The sequence below is a fragment of the Paenibacillus sp. PK4536 genome (assembly GCF_028594455.2).
Taxonomy (GTDB): domain Bacteria; phylum Bacillota; class Bacilli; order Paenibacillales; family Paenibacillaceae; genus Saccharibacillus; species Saccharibacillus nuruki.
Genome location: NZ_CP126313.1, coordinates 2,897,549 through 2,913,972, shown reverse-complemented (window position 1 = coordinate 2,913,972; position 16,424 = coordinate 2,897,549). Strand labels below are relative to the sequence as shown.

The following is a 16,424-nucleotide window of genomic DNA, read 5'->3' as shown; positions in this document are numbered from 1 at the left end:
GAAATGATAAGAAAGAAGGTTTTTGTTTTATAGAATGCTTATTGATACACACTGAGATGCTTATACGCTAACAGTCTTTGGAGATCGAATGGAATTAATTCTGACTTTGCTGTATTTTTTCAGCTAATTCGGTTAGATACGTCCAGCGTTCCATCAGATGTTCTAAATGCTTTTCAGTTGCTGTCTGCTCAGCCATCAATTCTTGTAGTCTTACAGAGTCGCTGAATGCTTTCTCCATATCACTAGCAAGATCGACTAACTTCTGCTCTGTATCTGCAATATTTTTATCAATTTGCTCATATTCTAATTGCTCTTTGTATGAGAATTTGACTTTATTGCGCCAAGCATTTTTGTCTGGAGCAGGTGCTTTTTCTTTTACAGGTGCAGGTTCTACTGCTTTGGGTGCAACAACAGGTGCATTAGCTGCTTTAGCAATTTTGGCAAGATCGGCAATGCGCTCTTCATAATCACTATAATTTCCTGCATGAATACTAACCTGACCTTCACCTTCAAAAGCAAAGATACGATCACACGTACGATCCAAGAAGTAGCGATCATGTGAAACAGCGAATACAACGCCAGGGAATTCATCTAAATACTGTTCCAAAACGGTTAATGTTGTAATATCCAAATCATTGGTAGGCTCATCCAGTAACAATACGTTAGGTGCGCCCATCAGTACACGTAGTAAATACAATCTACGCTTTTCCCCACCGGATAATTTGGAGATCGGTGTCCATTGTGATGCAGGTGTAAATAAGAATCGTTCTAGCATTTGCGAAGCAGAGATTTTACTACCATCTGCTGTTTCTACGACTTCTGCCACATCTTTGATATATTCAATCACACGCATTGATTCATCCATTTCTTGATGCTCCTGCGTGAAATAGCCAAATTTAACGGTCTGTCCTGTAACCACATTACCTTCGCTTGCAACCAGACGACCAGATACCAGATTCAGCAATGTCGATTTACCACGTCCATTAGGACCTACAATTCCGATCCGATCTCCAGGAACAGCATGATACGTCAGATCGTGAATCAGCTCTTTACCACCAAGCGTTAATGACACATGGTCTAACTCTACAATTTGTTTCCCTAGACGAGAAGAAATCGCAGACATGTCCATCGCTTCATCGCGACGACCTGGTCCATCATTTTTCAACTGCTCAAAACGGTTAATACGTGCTTGTTGCTTGGTTGTACGAGCTTTGGCTCCACGTCTGATCCATGCTAATTCACGACGCAATAGATTTTGACGCTTATCTTCAGATGCTGCTTCTCGTTCTTCACGGTCTGCTTTGAGTTCAAGAAAACGTGAATAGTTCGCTTCATAACGATATAGACTACCATGATCCAGTTCGATCATCACATTGGCTACACGATCCAAGAAATAACGATCATGCGTAATCATTAACAATGCGCCACGACGCTTTTGCAAAAATTGTTCTAACCAAGTAATCGAATCATGATCAATATGGTTCGTAGGCTCATCCAAAATTAACAAATCAGACGGTTGAATTAGTGCAGACGCAAGAGCTACCCGTTTACGTTGACCACCTGATAGTGTACCCATCAAAGCATCATAATGATGAATGCCTAATTTGGACAAAATATTTTTGGCTTCGCTTTCGAGTGACCATGCATCTAAGCGTTCCAATTCTTGATTTAAATGAATCAGTTGTTCTAATACAGCTTCATCTTCAGGATGAGTCTCTAATTGTTCCAGTACATTCATATATGCACCAACAATTTGAAGTTCTTCCCCGCCGCCATCAAATACTTGACGCAATACTGTAGCTTCCGGATCATATGGTGGATTCTGTGCCAAATAACGAATACGTAATCCATTATTGATAGTCACACGTCCACTTTCTGTACTTTCCATTCCTGCAATGACTTTAAGAAACGTTGATTTCCCTGTACCATTGACACCAACGATACCGATTTTATCTTGATCTTCCATCCCAAATGAAGCATTTTCAAATAGTACTTTTTCGCCGTAACTTTTGGAGATTGACTCCACTGTCATAATATTCATTGTGACTCACCTTCTTGGGACTGATCCCGGTCTATTTGATCCTGAGTATTCAGCGAATGATGACAACCTTCTAGAAATAGACGTGCAACAAAGTCTGTCCGTTCATGAAGTTGTTCCATCGGAAACTCAGGGTTGAATAAAATATCCATACGTATCCGGTCTAACATACCAATATACGATTCTGCACACCATACGGGTTGAGCGACTCCACCTTCTGTGAGTACTTTCTCTACCGCTTGCATATATCGCAACATAAACTGCTTCATATACGCCATAAGTTCAGGGTCGTTATTGGGTGTCCGGAAAAATAACTTGGTGCGATGCTTACGTTCAAAATAATACATCGAATGATGCTTGGCAATCACAAGCAATCGTTCTGCCATCGTACTACAATTTTGCAAATTAGTATCTAAACCGTCAAGAAAATGTTCACAGTCTCGACGAGTAACAGCCATAAATAGTTCTTCTTTGCTTTTAAAATATAAATAAACCGTTCCTTTGGCTATTCCTGCCTGGTGTGCGATATCTGAAATCTTGGTCTCATAAAATCCATTGGAACCAAAAAGATCGTAAGCAGCATCCAAAATTAATTCTAACTTTTCACCTGTGGTGCTGCTCATTAGCGCACTCTCCTATACCCATAAAAATAACAATGCTACAACTCCACCAATAATAGAGCTAAGCCCATTCACGAGATCATTACTCATCCATGGCCATCCACGCAAATAAGACGTTGGGCGATTACAGTGTACTTTGGTTTCCACAGCTTTACCGCAGACTTCACATTGATACATCACCTGTACCGTTGCTCCTAAAAAAGAATCAGCAAAACAACCAGCTAATCCGCCCACCAATCCAACGAGTGGCAATAGACCAATAGTAAGTATACCATCTTTAACTACATTGTTGCTTGATTCTATAGATACACCTGACCATAATGAAAATGCCCATGCTGCAATACCAATCAATAATGCACCGATCGCCGCAGCTAATGTACCACGAACAGATACTCCTCCAGAAGCACCTGCTTCTAATACACGACCATTCAATACAGAACGCGGAGGCTTGCGACTAAGGCTTCCCCACTCTGTTGCCCATGTATCTGCGGTAACTGTTGCCATCACGCCTACAAAAGCGTATATCCATGCTGTATGAGGTATTAGAGCATGTCCGAGGCACAGAATCATACCCAGCCCACCATTAGCAAATACTTGCCCTGCATCTCGGCGTGATGTTTTGGCATAATCCTGCTCCAATTTGCGCTTGCGTTCGCCTTTCATTTTGGAGAGTAAGCTGCCACTGATAAAAAATAAAATCAATAATCCAAACCAGAGTAGATTGCCTGCTCCATAATAAATGGTACCCATAATAGCCGCTGCATATGCGCCTGAACCGGATAACCACTGCTTTTTATAAGCAAGTCCAGCAATCAATCCAGCACAGACCGCACCTATAATCCAATCTAACATTATTCTGCGATCCGGCACTTACCTACAGAAGCGCCCGCATACATTAATTCGAAAGTATCACCAATCGCTACAGGTCCAACACCTTCAGGTGTACCTGTGAAAATAATATCACCTGCTGCAAGTCCATAATTTTCTCCAATATGAGCAATAATCGTTTCGAGTGAAAATATCATATTACGTGTATAGCCTAGCTGAACTTGCTGATCATTTTTGAGCAAAGCAAAAGGTTGTTCTGCCCATGTTGTAGCATCTGGAAATGGAACAAAAGATGTCAACGGTGCAGAGTTTTTGAACCCTTTAGCTGCTGTCCATGGGTGCCCTTTTTTCTTCAAAACACTTTGTACATCACGTAATGTAAAATCGATCCCAAGTGCTAATCCATCGACCATTTCTTCCACAGAAAGATCAGGTGCATAATCGCGTCCAATTCGAATCACTAACTCTGCTTCATAATGAATCTCACCTTTGTCTGTAGGTAAAACCAATTCTGCATGTTCTAACGGTACAGCCGCATGAGAAGGTTTCATAAAAATCATAGGTTGAGTCGGTACTTCATTTCCTAATTCTTCCGCATGAAGACGATAGTTACGACCTACACAATATACGTTTTGAATAGCAGTCATTATACATTCTCCTCTGTTATAAATAATCTAGGATCTATTAATTGGCTGGATTTGCGATAGCATTTCCTTTGATATCAAATTGAATATGATTAGATAATGTCTGTAATCGTTGGAGTACTGCTTGAGCTTTATCTGATGGCATCGGTACCGGCTGACCTAACTCCGCAGTGTACGGAATAACCTGCATACTGCAATTCCCATCGACTGTACATTTTGCTTCAAACACACCGGTGTCCCATGTTTTTGCAACCAGTGAACGAGTGAAAATAAAATTACCTGTACTATAAGCGATCCATTTACCTTTGTACTGCTCTAATCCTTGCAATACATGAGGATGACCACCAATAACCAGATCGGCACCGGCATCGACAAATGTATGTGCAAGATCACTCTGATGATCAGCTAGTGTATCTGAACGTTCTACACCCCAGTGAGCGACAACGACAACAAGATCGGCTTTACTTTTGGCTTCACGAATTGCCGCCTCAGCAGCGGTTGAATCGTATGTGGTCGCTACTCCTGCCTGATCTTTCCCAGCATTCCAACTTGTTTCTGGAATAACTCGACTGAATCCCAAGAGAGCGATTTTGATTCCTTTACGGTCAAAATACACAGGTTGATAAGCACGAGCACTATTTTTACCAGCCCCTACATAGGCGATTCCGCTTTGATCCAGTTGAGCAATCGTATCGGTAAGCCCTGTGATGCCTTGATCCAAAATATGATTATTCGCTAAATTCACCGCATCGATACCTGCGTCTGCCATATGAGGGAGTGCTTGAGGCGATGATTTAAACGCATACGTTTTATCTGCTGCGGTTGTATTGGAATCTGTTACAGGCGTTTCCAAATTAACAACGGTCAGATCGTCCGAAGTAAATGAATCTTTTACATATTGATAAGGATAATCATATCCTGCTTTGGCTAACTTTTCACCGACTTTTCCCGAAAACATCACATCTCCACCAAAATGAAGCGTTACGGTCTGACCGGATGGTTCTGTACGGGTAGCAGGTTTAAGTTCTTTATTAGATGACTCGGAAGAATCTGAAGAAGACTTGGGAGGTTCTACTTTGTCAGTAGACGACTCTGGTGTTGTCTCTTCTGGTGCTTGATCTGTTGATGTTGAGTCTTTGGATGGTATATCTATTGCTTCTGAATCGGTTGCTGTCTGATCTAGATGTTCTGTATCGGCTTCTGTTGTAGCACGAGACGGATCTGCTTCTTCTTCATCTGGCTGATTAGAATGATCATTGTCATCCACTACAGGGTCATTCCCATACGAATCTGGCGCTGTTGCCTGATCTAATGGATATTCTGTCGGATACGTAGAGGCTTGCTGTACTTCTTGTGGCTTCACATGCAACCAATAATAACCGCCAAGTGCAACAATAGACAGAACCAGCACAGTGTTAAATACGATCCAGTTACGGAGCCGCTTTTGACGCTGCTTTTTTTCTTGCTGACGCTGACGGGATTGTTGAGACCTTGTCGTATACATAAAGAACTCCTTTAATGCTTGCAATATTTTACTATACCTGAAGACGATTGGACGATATCTTATGACATCATTGCTTAATCCTACTTTTACGCTTTGTCTATTATAACAGGTTCTAGTTGTTCGGCAAAAGTGATGCTAGGATGCAAAAAACCTTCTGCGGTGTAAAGTCTCTTTGGACATCTCCATAACATTGCATCATGTATGCGACTTAGGAGTGTAATCAGAGTACTTTACATTACAGAAGGCTATTCTTATTTATATCATTTTAAGATGAATGACTATTAGAGAAAGAAGTAACACGTTCTGCTTCTCTCATCGCCATTTCTCTGGCTGTTCGAATACAGTCAGGTAGTCCGACTCCATCATATCCTGCTCCAAGTGCTAATACTCCTGGATATTGCGCTGCTAATTGAGCACGTAACATAGAAATATTATCCATATGTCCTACAGGATACTGTGGCATCGAATGATGAAGACGTGTAATTTCTGTAAATAAAGGCTCTGCATCGATACCCATTAATTCACGCATATCGTGCAATACTTTAGCTTTGATCTGCTCATCGGATTCATCCACCACTTGTTCATCGCCAGAACGTCCGACATAGAAACGCATTAACACGCGATCATCTGGACTGGTATGAAGCCATTTGGTTGAAGTCCATGTACAAGCTGTAATCGTACGACCTTCTTTACGAGGCACAAGGAATCCAGAACCATCGTACTCCGTCTGAATATCTTTGCGATCAAAAGCCATAACGACATTCGCTACCGATACATAATTGATTAGATCTAATGCTTTTGTATCTACCAAAGGTTTCAATAGTTTTGAAGCGGCAAATGTCTGTACAGTGACAATTACATGATCTGCAACTACCGGCTGTCCATCATTTAACAATACGATATACGTACCATCTGCTTGAGGCTGAATAGACTCTACACCTGTGTTCAAACGCATATCTGCTGTAGACAATGATTCACCCAGACGGTTAATCAGACTTTGCAATCCATTGCGGAACGTTAGAAATGCACTTTTTTTGGTGCCTGTGTGCGTTTCTACAGGTTTGCTTCCTGTATTCATTCCTTTGATCAGACTGCCATATTCACGTTCCACTACACCAAACTGTGGAAATGTCGCTTGCAAGCTCAACTTACGTGTATCGCCTGCATAGATTCCTGCAAGCAATGGCTCGGTTACATTTTCCAATACTTCTTTGCCCAGACGACGTTCGATAAAATCACCTAACGACTCATCTTTGCCGTCCATTTTGGCAGGTAAAAGAAAATCATCCAATGCACGAATTTTGCCATCCATCGATAACAGATCACTTTCCATAAAGGATCTCAGTTCAGTAGGAATCCCAAGCACCAGACCGGAAGGCATCGGATGCAATTGACCATCATGAAGGATATACGTTTTTTTTGCTTCTGGATTGGTAGTGACTAATTCATCTTCCATCCCCAGCTCGGTTGCCAGATCGACCATCGCTGTTTTGCGAGCGAGAAATGAATCCGGGCCACGTTCGATCACAAAGCCATCACGATGTAATGTGTTCACTTTACCACCGATATGATCGTCTTGATCTACAATCGTGATCTGTGCTGTAATCTCTGCTTCTTGTAAAAACTTGCGCATGTAGTAAGCCGCACTGAGTCCAGTCATCCCTGCGCCTATGACAACGACACGGCGAGTAGATTGGCTCATTATGCATGCACCTCTTTATATTTACGAATGACTTCGTCTGCGAGTACTTCCATATACAATGGATCCGTATTTAGTGAATCGATACGCATAAGACGCATATCAATCTCAGTTGCTAATTCTTGTGCTTCAATATCCAGATCATACAATACTTCTAAATGATCGGATACGAATCCTATTGGTGCTACCAGTACATATTTCACTTGCTCTTTCGCTAGTTCTTGCATCGTATCTAACACATCAGGACCCAACCAAGGCTCAGCTGTACGTCCAGCACTTTGCCATGTGAACTGCCATGAAGGAACATTGGCACGTTCTGCAATCGCTTTGGATGTCTCCATCAATTGATCACGATACGGATCTCCCATCGTTAAAATACGTTCAGGTAGACTATGAGCACTAAACAATACACGAACTTGCTCACGTGTAGCACCTGTTTCTTCGAATAGCTCTAATTTAGCATTTACACGATTGGATAACGTTTCGATCAATTTAGGATGCAAATGATAACTTTCGATAAATGAAATCGGTAAGTTGTGCTTTTCTGCTGTTTCTTTCGCACGTTTGATATAACTAGCTACGCTCATTGTAGAATAATGAGGAGCAAGTACGATACCGACAGCTTCTGTAATCCCATCAGCCGCCATTTTTTCCACACCGTCTTCGATAAATGGAAAAGCATGTTTTAGCCCTTGGTAACACACAAATTCCAAATCGCTATCTTTCGTATGCTCATTCAGCATATTTTGCATACCGAGAACTTGATTATCTGTATTTTCACGTAAAGGAAAAACACCGCCAACGATTGCTTCATAACGATCTTTTAATTCTTTTAATTGTTCAGCTCCAGGTGGATTTCCGCGGCGAATATGGGTGTAATACGCTTCTACATCGTCCAAGCTTGCTGGCGTACCATAAGACATAACCAAAACACCAATTTTTTTACTCATTATTTATTCGCTCCTTCAATTCATATCGTTATTCTAAATTACTACTATATCTATTACTTTGAAGTGATGCGTTGACGAAGCACTTCTGCTGAATACTCATGAACATAATCTGTCAATTCTTTGAGCTTATCAATCGAAGCTTCCGGGAATAGACCATGACCCAAGTTAAAAATGTATCCTGGATCTTGTAACCCTTCATCTATAATCAATTTGGCTTGTTGATGAATTAATGTAGACGGTCCGGTTAGCAAATAAGGATCAAGATTACCTTGTACTGCATACTTATGATCTAATCGTCTGCGTGCTTCAGCAAGCGATACACGCCAATCGACACCAATCACATCAACAGGTAATTGACGAAGTTCTGGTAGTAATTCACCTGAACTCACTCCCGGGAAATAAATCTTCGGTACATCCAAATCTTTCAGTTGATCGAAAATATACTGAATCGTTGGCAATACATAGGTTCTAAAATCAAGCGGTGATAATGCACCTACCCAACTATCAAACAATTGGAATGCTTTACCGCCGTATTGAACATGAGCACGCAAATAGGTAGCTACCATATCGCCAAGCTTGCGCATCAAAGCATGCCATAATTGAGGTTCGTTATACATCATGGTTTTGGTACGAATATAATTTTTGGAAGGTCTACCTTCGATTAAATAACTAGCAATCGTAAATGGCGCACCTGCAAATGTAATCAAAGGTACTTCTAATTCGTTATCTAAGATCTGAATTGTTTTTAAAATATGAGACAAATCTTGCTCCACCTGAATCGGACGCAAGCGCTCAATATCAGCCGCATTACGAATCGGATTCGCAATAACAGGTCCAATATCTTTGACAATATCAAAATCTATTCCGATCGATGCCACCGGGTTCATAATATCTGAATACAAAATAGCTGCATCCACACCTAACTTGTGCACAGGCATCATGGTCACTTCTGCTGCAAGCTCAGGCTGTAAACAAATTTCGAGCAAACTATAGTTTTCTTTAATTTTGCGATAATCGGGATCATAACGCCCTGCTTGCCTCATATACCAGACAGGCAAACGATCGACGTCTTGTTTTCGACATGCGCGTATAAAGGAATCATTATATGTCATCTTTTTGCCTCCGCTGTTCAATAAAAATCAGTCATTTTTGTATAATAAACAATATTCCTGTCAATAATCTCACTTCCTAATTATGCCCTTTTTCAAGTACAGGAACAACTCCCCAACCATGAACATCCCATGACAATCCGATGAATAAAGCGCTTGGCCCCATAAGCGCTTTATCTTCTACTCCCATAAAAAGTGATTTTTGCACAGCAAAATATCTTACATTCAGCGCTTGGCACCATAAGCGCTCTATCTCCCACTCCCATAAAAAGTGATTTTTGCACAGCAAAATATCTTACATAAAGCGCTTGGCACTATAAACACTCTATCTCCCACTCCAATAAAAAGTGATTTTTACTCAATCAAATCACCTTATCCCCTCAAAAAGTGTGTTCAATTATGGTATACTATATGAATGGACTTTTTTAAGGAAGTGAAACATGATGCAAGCATGGAAAGTAAATTTGATCGTATTATGGTTTGGTCAATTTCTGGTTAATGCAGGAACCACAATGATCATTCCTTTTATAGCGTTGTACTTATCGCAAGATATTGGTGTGCAAGGTGAACACCGGATAGCGATCTGGTCCGGGGTTATTTTTGCTGCCAACTTTGTGACTTCATTTTTGTTTCAACCGCTATGGGGCAAATTGTCTGACCAATACGGACGCAAAGTCATGTTACTTCGCTCTGGATTCGGGATGGCGATTGTATTTACAGCCATGGGATTCGCAACTCAACCGTGGCATTTATTAGTCCTTCGTTTATTAAACGGAACCATATCTGGATTCAATCCGGCTTCGATATCATTGATCTCTAGCAGTACTCCCAAAGAAAAAATGGGATTTGCGATGGGAATCAGTCAGTCGGGAACGGTAGCCGGTAGTATACTTGGTCCGTTAATAGGTGGAATTATGGCAGATACTGTTGGATTCCGATCGATTTTCTATATTACAGGGGCATGTATTTTTATGGCGACATTGTTAGCGCTTTTCCTTGTACGTGAGAAATTCGACCGTTTAGCTGCGTCTAAAATGCCTAAAGTATCCGTATTATCTGGATTCCGCGAACTCAGCTTAACCCCACAATTACCTGCATTATTTACAGTTACACTACTTCTGCAATTTGCAATGATTAGTCCGATGACGCTAATGCCTCTATATGTACAGAAATTACATGGTACAGCTGAAAATGTCGCCTTCTGGGCAGGGCTTGTCAGTGCAGTCACCGGATTATCTAATATGCTCATGGCTCCCATTTTGGGAAAAGTCAGTGATAAATATGGGGCACATCGGGTACTCACATTCTCGTTAATTGGAGCAGGGCTGATGCTAATTCCGCAAGCTTTTGTGCAGAATGTAGAGCAGTTAATCATCGTTCGATTTATGATGGGGATCTGTATGGGTGGATTATTGCCAAGTGTGAACTCATTAATTCGGTATTACACGCCAGATGGTATGGAAAGTCGAGCCTTTGGATTTAACAGCAGTACAACCGCTCTTGGAAATATGACAGGTGCAGTGATGGGTGGTGTGTTAGCTGGATTTATCGGGATTGAAGGGCTATTTATTATGGCAGGGGTCTTATTGTTACTCAATATGGTATGGGTACGCACCAAGTTATATGTGAAGCCAGGTGCACTGAAACACAATGCGTCTACCGCTTCCCAGTCTAACCCTAACGATTATCATAAAAAGTGATTAGAATTCCGCAATACATCTCGCTATATGATGCACCAAGAACCCTCTGAATCTCTTCTATAGAATGTCTTGAAGAAATCAGAGGGTTCTTTTCTTATGAACTATAACGTTATACTAATCTATTTCACCATCGCTAATGCTAAACCATCATAAGCAGGCAATAAAGTACCTGTTAATCTAGGATCAGTCACCATACGACGGTTAAATTCACGCACGGCTTGAACAGCAGGCCCATTTTTATCAGGATTCAATGTACGACCACGTAGTAAAAGATTATCACCTGCAATAATAGCTCCCGGGCGAGCCAGCGTAATTGCATATTCTAAATAATTCAAATAATTTCCTTTATCTGCGTCGATAAAAAAGAAATCAAACTGTCTTCCTTCTTGCTTCAATTGTTCCAGACTATGAATTGCTTCACCAATCCGATATTCAACCTGCTCTCCCAAACCAGCAAGTGTCATATGTTGCTGAGCCAGAGCTGCGTAATCAGCTTGTAATTCTAATGAAGTAATTGTACCTGTAGACATTAAGCCTCTACCCAGACAGACACCGCTGTATCCACCAAGCGCACCGATCTCAAGTACTTGTTCTGCACGAGATAGTTGTACTAACATCGTCAACAATCGTCCATACCCTGGAGCTACAGATACTTCTGGCATTCCTTTTTCACGAATCGTTTGTTTAATTTGAATTAACAATGGATCTTCTTGAAGCAATTCATCCATATATTGTTCAGCATTGTAAGGCGAGTGTTCTGTCATTATGTTTACTTCTCCTTTGGATATCATGATCAAGATTTAGCATTTTATAGTATGTTGATCATTTTTGTTTGGTTTTACATGGCGTTAACCTGTTACAATAGAAATTAAAATCAATATGTGCGGAGTACCTTATCCTATACAATCACGTATATAAGCGCAATATCGTTTTAAAAATAGCGATATACCTTACAATTATGCTTATTTATTTTATTTATATTGGCATAGAAACGTTTGTAAGTATAGCCTCATTCACCTATACTAGATTGTATGGTTTTCGGAACTATCCTACAAGTTTAAATGGAGTTGACATTGTAAAATGAAAGATTTGAAATTAATAGCGACTTGTCCGATGGGACTTGAAGCTGTAGTCGCAAGAGAATTGAAATTACTCGGTTATGATGATACGCAAACTGAAAATGGACGTGTAACATTCAGCGGTGATTTTGCTGATATTTGCCGTTGCAATTACTGGTTGCGTACAGCTGATCGTGTATTGATCAAAATGGGTGAGTTCAAAGCCACTACTTTTGATGAATTATTTGAAGGAACCAAAGCATTACCATGGGATCAATTTATCCCTGCTGACGGTGAATTTCCTGTATCCGGTCGTTCACAGAAATCTCAGTTAAGCAGTGTTCCTGCCAGTCAAGGTATCGTTAAAAAAGCGGTTGTTGAAAAGCTTAAATTAACGTATAACACCGAATGGTTCCCTGAAGATGGGGCATTGTACAAGCTAGATGTGTCTTTATACGATGATATCGCTTTGTTGACGTTGGATACAACAGGTCCTTCTCTTCACAAACGTGGTTATCGTAAACATGCAACTGAAGCTCCACTTAAAGAAACATTAGCAGCTGCACTGGTGTTACTTAGTCGCTGGGGACCTCATCGTCCGCTCTATGATCCGTTCTGTGGTTCAGGTACATTGCTGATCGAAGCGGCAATGATTGGCTGGAATATCGCTCCTGGTCTACGTCGTTCATTCCCTTCTGAAGGTTGGTCTATTATTCCGGATGAGTTGTGGGAACAAGCTCGTGATGAAGCCTATGATGCTGTCAAAGATGATGTTCCTTTGCAATTAGTAGGTAGTGATATAGACCCTGAAGCAATCGAAATCGCTCAAGCTTGTGCAAAAAGTGCAGGGCTTGGTGACGAGATCGAATTTAAAGTTATGCCTGTAGCTCGTGTACAACCTCAAGGAAAATTCGGTTGTATTATCACGAATCCTCCTTATGGTGAGCGTCTAAGTGAAGTCAAAGAAGTCGAAAAAATGATTCGTGATCTAGGACGTGCAACCATCTATTTACCAGATTGGTCTGTATTCGTAATCAGTCCGACTCGTCAATTCGAACAATATTTCGGTCGTAAAGCAGACAAACGTCGTAAGTTATACAATGGACGGATTGAATGTCAATTCCTTCAATATCTTGGACCTTTGCCTCCACGTCAACCTAAAGCTGAAGCTTCAACAACGTAAATAACAATTTGTATAGATTGGATTTATTTTTTCAAACGTAAGGGGGTCTGGCTTTGCCATACTTAACTTCTCGTTCAGAGCGTGGCAGTTGGCTTGATCGCCTGAAGTGGCTTGTTTCGTTTACTCGAATAGATTATATAATTTTTCTAATCTTAATGCTGGTTAAATTAATGATTTTGCATAGTCATTTACATTTGCAAAATATTGATATGAATCCACTTGATGTGGTGACAGCGATTGGTTCTATTATGCTTGCCTCTTTTTGGACGATCTTTTTGCCATATCGTGGACGACTGATTGCTTTGATTGTGTTAGATGTATTATTAACTTTTTTGATTTTTTCAGATTTGGTCTACTTCCGTTATTTTCAAGATTTCATAACGATTCCTGTATTACTTCAAGCGGGTCAAGTGGATTCGCTAGGTGATAGCATCTGGGAATTGATTTATATGGAAGATATATGGATGTTTGCAGATTGGATCGTTTTGCTTCTGGTTGGAGCATTTCTAATAGGACGTCGTATCCGTAGACGCTCCAATCGATCTTATTCATCAAGTGGTCGATATTCATCAGTGTATACTCCATCTTTGTCTACACGTTTTTCCAAACGATTGGTACAAGGAATGATTGTTTTTGTACTTGGTCTGGTCTTAACGATAGGTCCGATTAAGTTCGCTACATCTACATGGGCAACTGGATTATTTGTAGGGAACTGGTGGAACATGTCTCTTTACAATGTAACAGGTCTACTGGCTTTTCATGGATATGATGCTTATCGGTATGCAGACGATCATTTTGGTCCTCAAGATCAATTGTCGACAGACAAAACAGATGAAGTTAAACAATGGTTCGATGCCAAACAAGCAACAAGATCCAAAACAGGCGATGATGACCTATTTGGCGCTTACAAAGGGAAAAATGTGATCGTTGTTCAAGGTGAAGCTTTTATGAACTTTGTGATTGGTCAAAGTTATAACGGACAAGAGATCACACCTAATATTAATCGCTTGATGAAAAAGAGTATGTATTTCAGCCAGTATTATCATCAGACCGGTCAAGGTCGTACATCAGATGCAGATATGGCTTCTAATGCTTCTCTTCATCCGCTACCTACAGGTTCTGTATTTATCCGTTACCCTGATCATGAATTTGATACGTTGCCCAAAATACTTAAAAGCAAAGATTACAGTACCAATGTATTCCATGCTTATGAAAGTAGCTTCTGGAATCGATCGATCATGTATCAAAATATGGGATACGATACCTTTTACAGTAAACCAGACTTTACGATTGATGAACCTCTAGGATGGTCACTTGGTGACAAATCATTTTTCCGACAATCTCTTGATAAAATGGTCGAACTCAAACAACCGTTTTACTCTTTTTTGATTACATTATCCAGTCATCATCCGTATAGCTTACCTGCTTCTGTACAAGAATTGGATATGGGCGATCTGACAGGAACGACATTTGGCGATTATATCCAGTCTCTCCACTATGTCGATGCTGCTCTCGGTGAAATGGAACAAGAAATGAAAGATAACGGCTTATGGGATGATACTATTCTTATGTTCTATGGAGATCATGATAATTCGTTAAAAGAAAAAGAACCGATGGAGGAATTCTTAGGTCGCTCCTTAACCGATCTGGATATGGAACAACTAATGAACCAAGTCCCTATGCTTGTTCATTTACCTGATGATAGTCACGCAGGAACGTATAATGAACCTACCGGGCAATTGGATATGACACCTTCGATTCTACATTTACTAGGTATTAACGCTAGCCCTTATTATCTGATGGGTAACGATATGTTCAATCAGAAAGAAGATAAGCTTGTGGTACTACGTACAGGTGCATTTACCGATGGCAACGTATTCTATATTCCGTCAGCAGATGGTATATTTGAACATGGTACTGCCTACGATATGAAAACACGTAAAGTGACTGACATTGAGCAAGCACGTTCTAGCTATGATGAAGCGCAGAAGCGTCTGAATGTCTCGGACGAACTGATTACGTACGATCTGATTCGTCAATTTCATGAAGACAGTACTACTGCCAAATAATTCATTTGAAATGGATCGATTGACATCGTTCTTCTAAGATCATATTTATAAATATCAAAAAAGCCTTTGCGGATCATCACGTTAATGTGAGATCTACAAAGGCTTTTTGGTTATGATATACAGCTATGCAATAGAAAGCACGTATCGCTCAATAATTTCATACCGATCGGTGCAATCTGTTGTTCCCCGTTGATTGCTGGTTATACCTGTTCTTGCGCTTGTACAGATGGTTTTTTAATAAACTTAGATGCTTTCTCTAGCACTTCATCTTCTGTAGGTGCACTCACATAACGGCCATTAATATATACAAAAGCACGTTTGCCACAAGGACCACAGTATGATTTACAGCCTATTTTAATTTCAGCATCAGGAGCCATTTTTTCCAACTTTGGAATCATTGTTTTGAGGCGAACATGATTGCACTTATCACATACGCGAATATCGTTAGCCATTATACTTTCCCTTCTCAAACGATCTTAGTGATCGCCATGATTGCCTTTGGAAGGGTTAGTGATGACGAAACCTTCTTCTGGCAAATATAAATAATCAATTTTAATACCATCTAACCAAGATTCATTAGGATCAACCGCTACATCGATTTCTTTATCTGTGCTTACTAATTCTTCTGCACCTTCAGGTTGTCCCAAGTCCATACCATAATGAACATGATCACCGTGAGAATTGGTAATAAATACGCGCAATTTTAGACCTTCATTTTCGGGTTTATCCAATTCAGCTTGAATCACTTTCGCTGCATTACGGGTAATTTTGACTTTCATAAGATCAGCTCCTCTTCATCGACTAGCCTGCTTATATGCAGGAACTATACTTGGAATATTCGACCATTATATTCTTTTTTGAAAAAGAAATGAACCCAACAATACTTTTTGGGTTTCATTTGTTATGAAATGTATGATCGGTTCAGATACTTATTCTGTAAACTCAACCTATACTATTGTATAGCTCCACTGCATAATACGCAAGACTAAGAGCGCTTAGAACCTCAAGCGCTCTTCATTTGA

The 16,424-nt window shown here is 40.4% G+C and carries 15 protein-coding genes; 3 read left to right on the top strand and 12 right to left on the bottom strand.

Going from position 1 to position 16,424, the window contains the following annotated elements; genetic code table 11:
- Window positions 1–94: 94 nt before the first annotated feature.
- The 9 genes from PO903_RS13050 to PO903_RS13010 form a co-directional block, all read right to left on the bottom strand.
- A complete protein-coding gene (locus PO903_RS13050; protein ID WP_069327059.1) occupies window positions 95–2,041 on the bottom strand; it encodes an ABC-F family ATP-binding cassette domain-containing protein in 1,947 nt (648 codons plus the stop codon).
- Complete coding sequence (locus PO903_RS13045) at window positions 2,038–2,661, bottom strand: TetR/AcrR family transcriptional regulator (RefSeq protein WP_069327058.1); 624 nt, start codon at window positions 2,659–2,661, stop codon at window positions 2,038–2,040. Before PO903_RS13045 ends, PO903_RS13050 begins: the two co-directional genes overlap by 4 nt.
- A gap of 12 nt (window positions 2,662–2,673) precedes the next feature.
- Window positions 2,674–3,510: a DUF92 domain-containing protein gene (locus PO903_RS13040; protein WP_273593622.1), complete on the bottom strand. Its 837-nt coding sequence runs from the start codon at window positions 3,508–3,510 to the stop codon at window positions 2,674–2,676.
- Window positions 3,510–4,136 carry a fumarylacetoacetate hydrolase family protein gene (locus PO903_RS13035; RefSeq protein WP_139129229.1) on the bottom strand — a complete coding sequence of 209 codons (627 nt, stop codon included), beginning with the start codon at window positions 4,134–4,136 and terminating at the stop codon, window positions 3,510–3,512. The genes PO903_RS13040 and PO903_RS13035 overlap by 1 nt, the downstream gene beginning before the upstream one ends.
- Window positions 4,137–4,170: 34 nt before the next feature.
- Window positions 4,171–5,634: a CapA family protein gene (locus tag PO903_RS13030; protein WP_273593621.1), complete on the bottom strand. Its 1,464-nt coding sequence runs from the start codon at window positions 5,632–5,634 to the stop codon at window positions 4,171–4,173.
- A gap of 265 nt (window positions 5,635–5,899) precedes the next feature.
- Window positions 5,900–7,336 (bottom strand): protoporphyrinogen oxidase, encoded by a 1,437-nt coding sequence (gene hemG / locus PO903_RS13025; RefSeq protein ID WP_273593620.1) that lies wholly within the window; start codon window positions 7,334–7,336, stop codon window positions 5,900–5,902.
- The gene (gene hemH, locus PO903_RS13020; protein WP_069327053.1) at window positions 7,336–8,283 is read right to left on the bottom strand and encodes a ferrochelatase; all 948 of its coding nucleotides are present in this window, start codon (window positions 8,281–8,283) and stop codon (window positions 7,336–7,338) included. The genes hemG and hemH overlap by 1 nt, the downstream gene beginning before the upstream one ends.
- A 53-nt stretch (window positions 8,284–8,336) precedes the next feature.
- Window positions 8,337–9,395, bottom strand: a complete 1,059-nt coding sequence (gene hemE / locus PO903_RS13015) for a uroporphyrinogen decarboxylase (RefSeq protein ID WP_069327052.1) — start codon at window positions 9,393–9,395, stop codon at window positions 8,337–8,339.
- Between the two features lie 76 nt (window positions 9,396–9,471).
- A complete protein-coding gene (locus PO903_RS13010) occupies window positions 9,472–9,600 on the bottom strand; it encodes a hypothetical protein (RefSeq protein ID WP_273593619.1) in 129 nt (42 codons plus the stop codon).
- Between the two features lie 235 nt (window positions 9,601–9,835).
- Between PO903_RS13010 and PO903_RS13005 the strand changes: the two genes are divergently transcribed.
- Window positions 9,836–11,092, top strand: a complete 1,257-nt coding sequence (locus tag PO903_RS13005; RefSeq protein WP_273594655.1) for an MFS transporter — start codon at window positions 9,836–9,838, stop codon at window positions 11,090–11,092.
- A 119-nt stretch (window positions 11,093–11,211) separates the two neighbouring features.
- Here PO903_RS13005 and PO903_RS13000 read toward each other — a convergent pair whose 3' ends face one another.
- On the bottom strand, window positions 11,212–11,856 hold the full coding sequence (locus PO903_RS13000; RefSeq protein WP_273593618.1) for an O-methyltransferase: 645 nt from the start codon (window positions 11,854–11,856) through the stop codon (window positions 11,212–11,214).
- 316 nt (window positions 11,857–12,172) lie between these two features.
- On the opposite strand from PO903_RS13000, the gene PO903_RS12995 reads away from it, so the two are divergent.
- The gene (locus PO903_RS12995) at window positions 12,173–13,333 is read left to right on the top strand and encodes a THUMP domain-containing class I SAM-dependent RNA methyltransferase (RefSeq protein WP_273593617.1); all 1,161 of its coding nucleotides are present in this window, start codon (window positions 12,173–12,175) and stop codon (window positions 13,331–13,333) included.
- Between the two features lie 53 nt (window positions 13,334–13,386).
- The gene (locus tag PO903_RS12990; protein WP_502921644.1) at window positions 13,387–15,402 is read left to right on the top strand and encodes an LTA synthase family protein; all 2,016 of its coding nucleotides are present in this window, start codon (window positions 13,387–13,389) and stop codon (window positions 15,400–15,402) included.
- A 200-nt stretch (window positions 15,403–15,602) separates the two neighbouring features.
- Here PO903_RS12990 and PO903_RS12985 read toward each other — a convergent pair whose 3' ends face one another.
- Entirely contained in the window at window positions 15,603–15,854 is a 252-nt protein-coding gene (locus tag PO903_RS12985) for a YuzB family protein (protein ID WP_069327048.1), read from the bottom strand.
- A gap of 24 nt (window positions 15,855–15,878) precedes the next feature.
- Window positions 15,879–16,181: a heme biosynthesis protein HemY gene (locus PO903_RS12980; protein ID WP_069327047.1), complete on the bottom strand. Its 303-nt coding sequence runs from the start codon at window positions 16,179–16,181 to the stop codon at window positions 15,879–15,881.
- Window positions 16,182–16,424: the final 243 nt, after the last annotated feature.

What these genes read in the sequence shown, in the direction of transcription:
- PO903_RS13050 (WP_069327059.1), bottom strand. Translation starts at nt 2,041, where the DNA reads ATGAATATTATGACAGTGGAGTCAATCTCCAAAAGTTACGGCGAAAAA.
- PO903_RS13045 (WP_069327058.1), bottom strand. Translation starts at nt 2,661, where the DNA reads ATGAGCAGCACCACAGGTGAAAAGTTAGAATTAATTTTGGATGCTGCT.
- PO903_RS13040 (WP_273593622.1), bottom strand. Translation starts at nt 3,510, where the DNA reads ATGTTAGATTGGATTATAGGTGCGGTCTGTGCTGGATTGATTGCTGGA.
- PO903_RS13030 (WP_273593621.1), bottom strand. Translation starts at nt 5,634, where the DNA reads ATGTATACGACAAGGTCTCAACAATCCCGTCAGCGTCAGCAAGAAAAA.
- hemG (WP_273593620.1), bottom strand. Translation starts at nt 7,336, where the DNA reads ATGAGCCAATCTACTCGCCGTGTCGTTGTCATAGGCGCAGGGATGACT.
- hemH (WP_069327053.1), bottom strand. Translation starts at nt 8,283, where the DNA reads ATGAGTAAAAAAATTGGTGTTTTGGTTATGTCTTATGGTACGCCAGCA.
- hemE (WP_069327052.1), bottom strand. Translation starts at nt 9,395, where the DNA reads ATGACATATAATGATTCCTTTATACGCGCATGTCGAAAACAAGACGTC.
- PO903_RS13005 (WP_273594655.1), top strand. Translation starts at nt 9,836, where the DNA reads ATGCAAGCATGGAAAGTAAATTTGATCGTATTATGGTTTGGTCAATTT.
- PO903_RS13000 (WP_273593618.1), bottom strand. Translation starts at nt 11,856, where the DNA reads ATGACAGAACACTCGCCTTACAATGCTGAACAATATATGGATGAATTG.
- PO903_RS12995 (WP_273593617.1), top strand. Translation starts at nt 12,173, where the DNA reads ATGAAAGATTTGAAATTAATAGCGACTTGTCCGATGGGACTTGAAGCT.
- PO903_RS12985 (WP_069327048.1), bottom strand. Translation starts at nt 15,854, where the DNA reads ATGGCTAACGATATTCGCGTATGTGATAAGTGCAATCATGTTCGCCTC.
- PO903_RS12980 (WP_069327047.1), bottom strand. Translation starts at nt 16,181, where the DNA reads ATGAAAGTCAAAATTACCCGTAATGCAGCGAAAGTGATTCAAGCTGAA.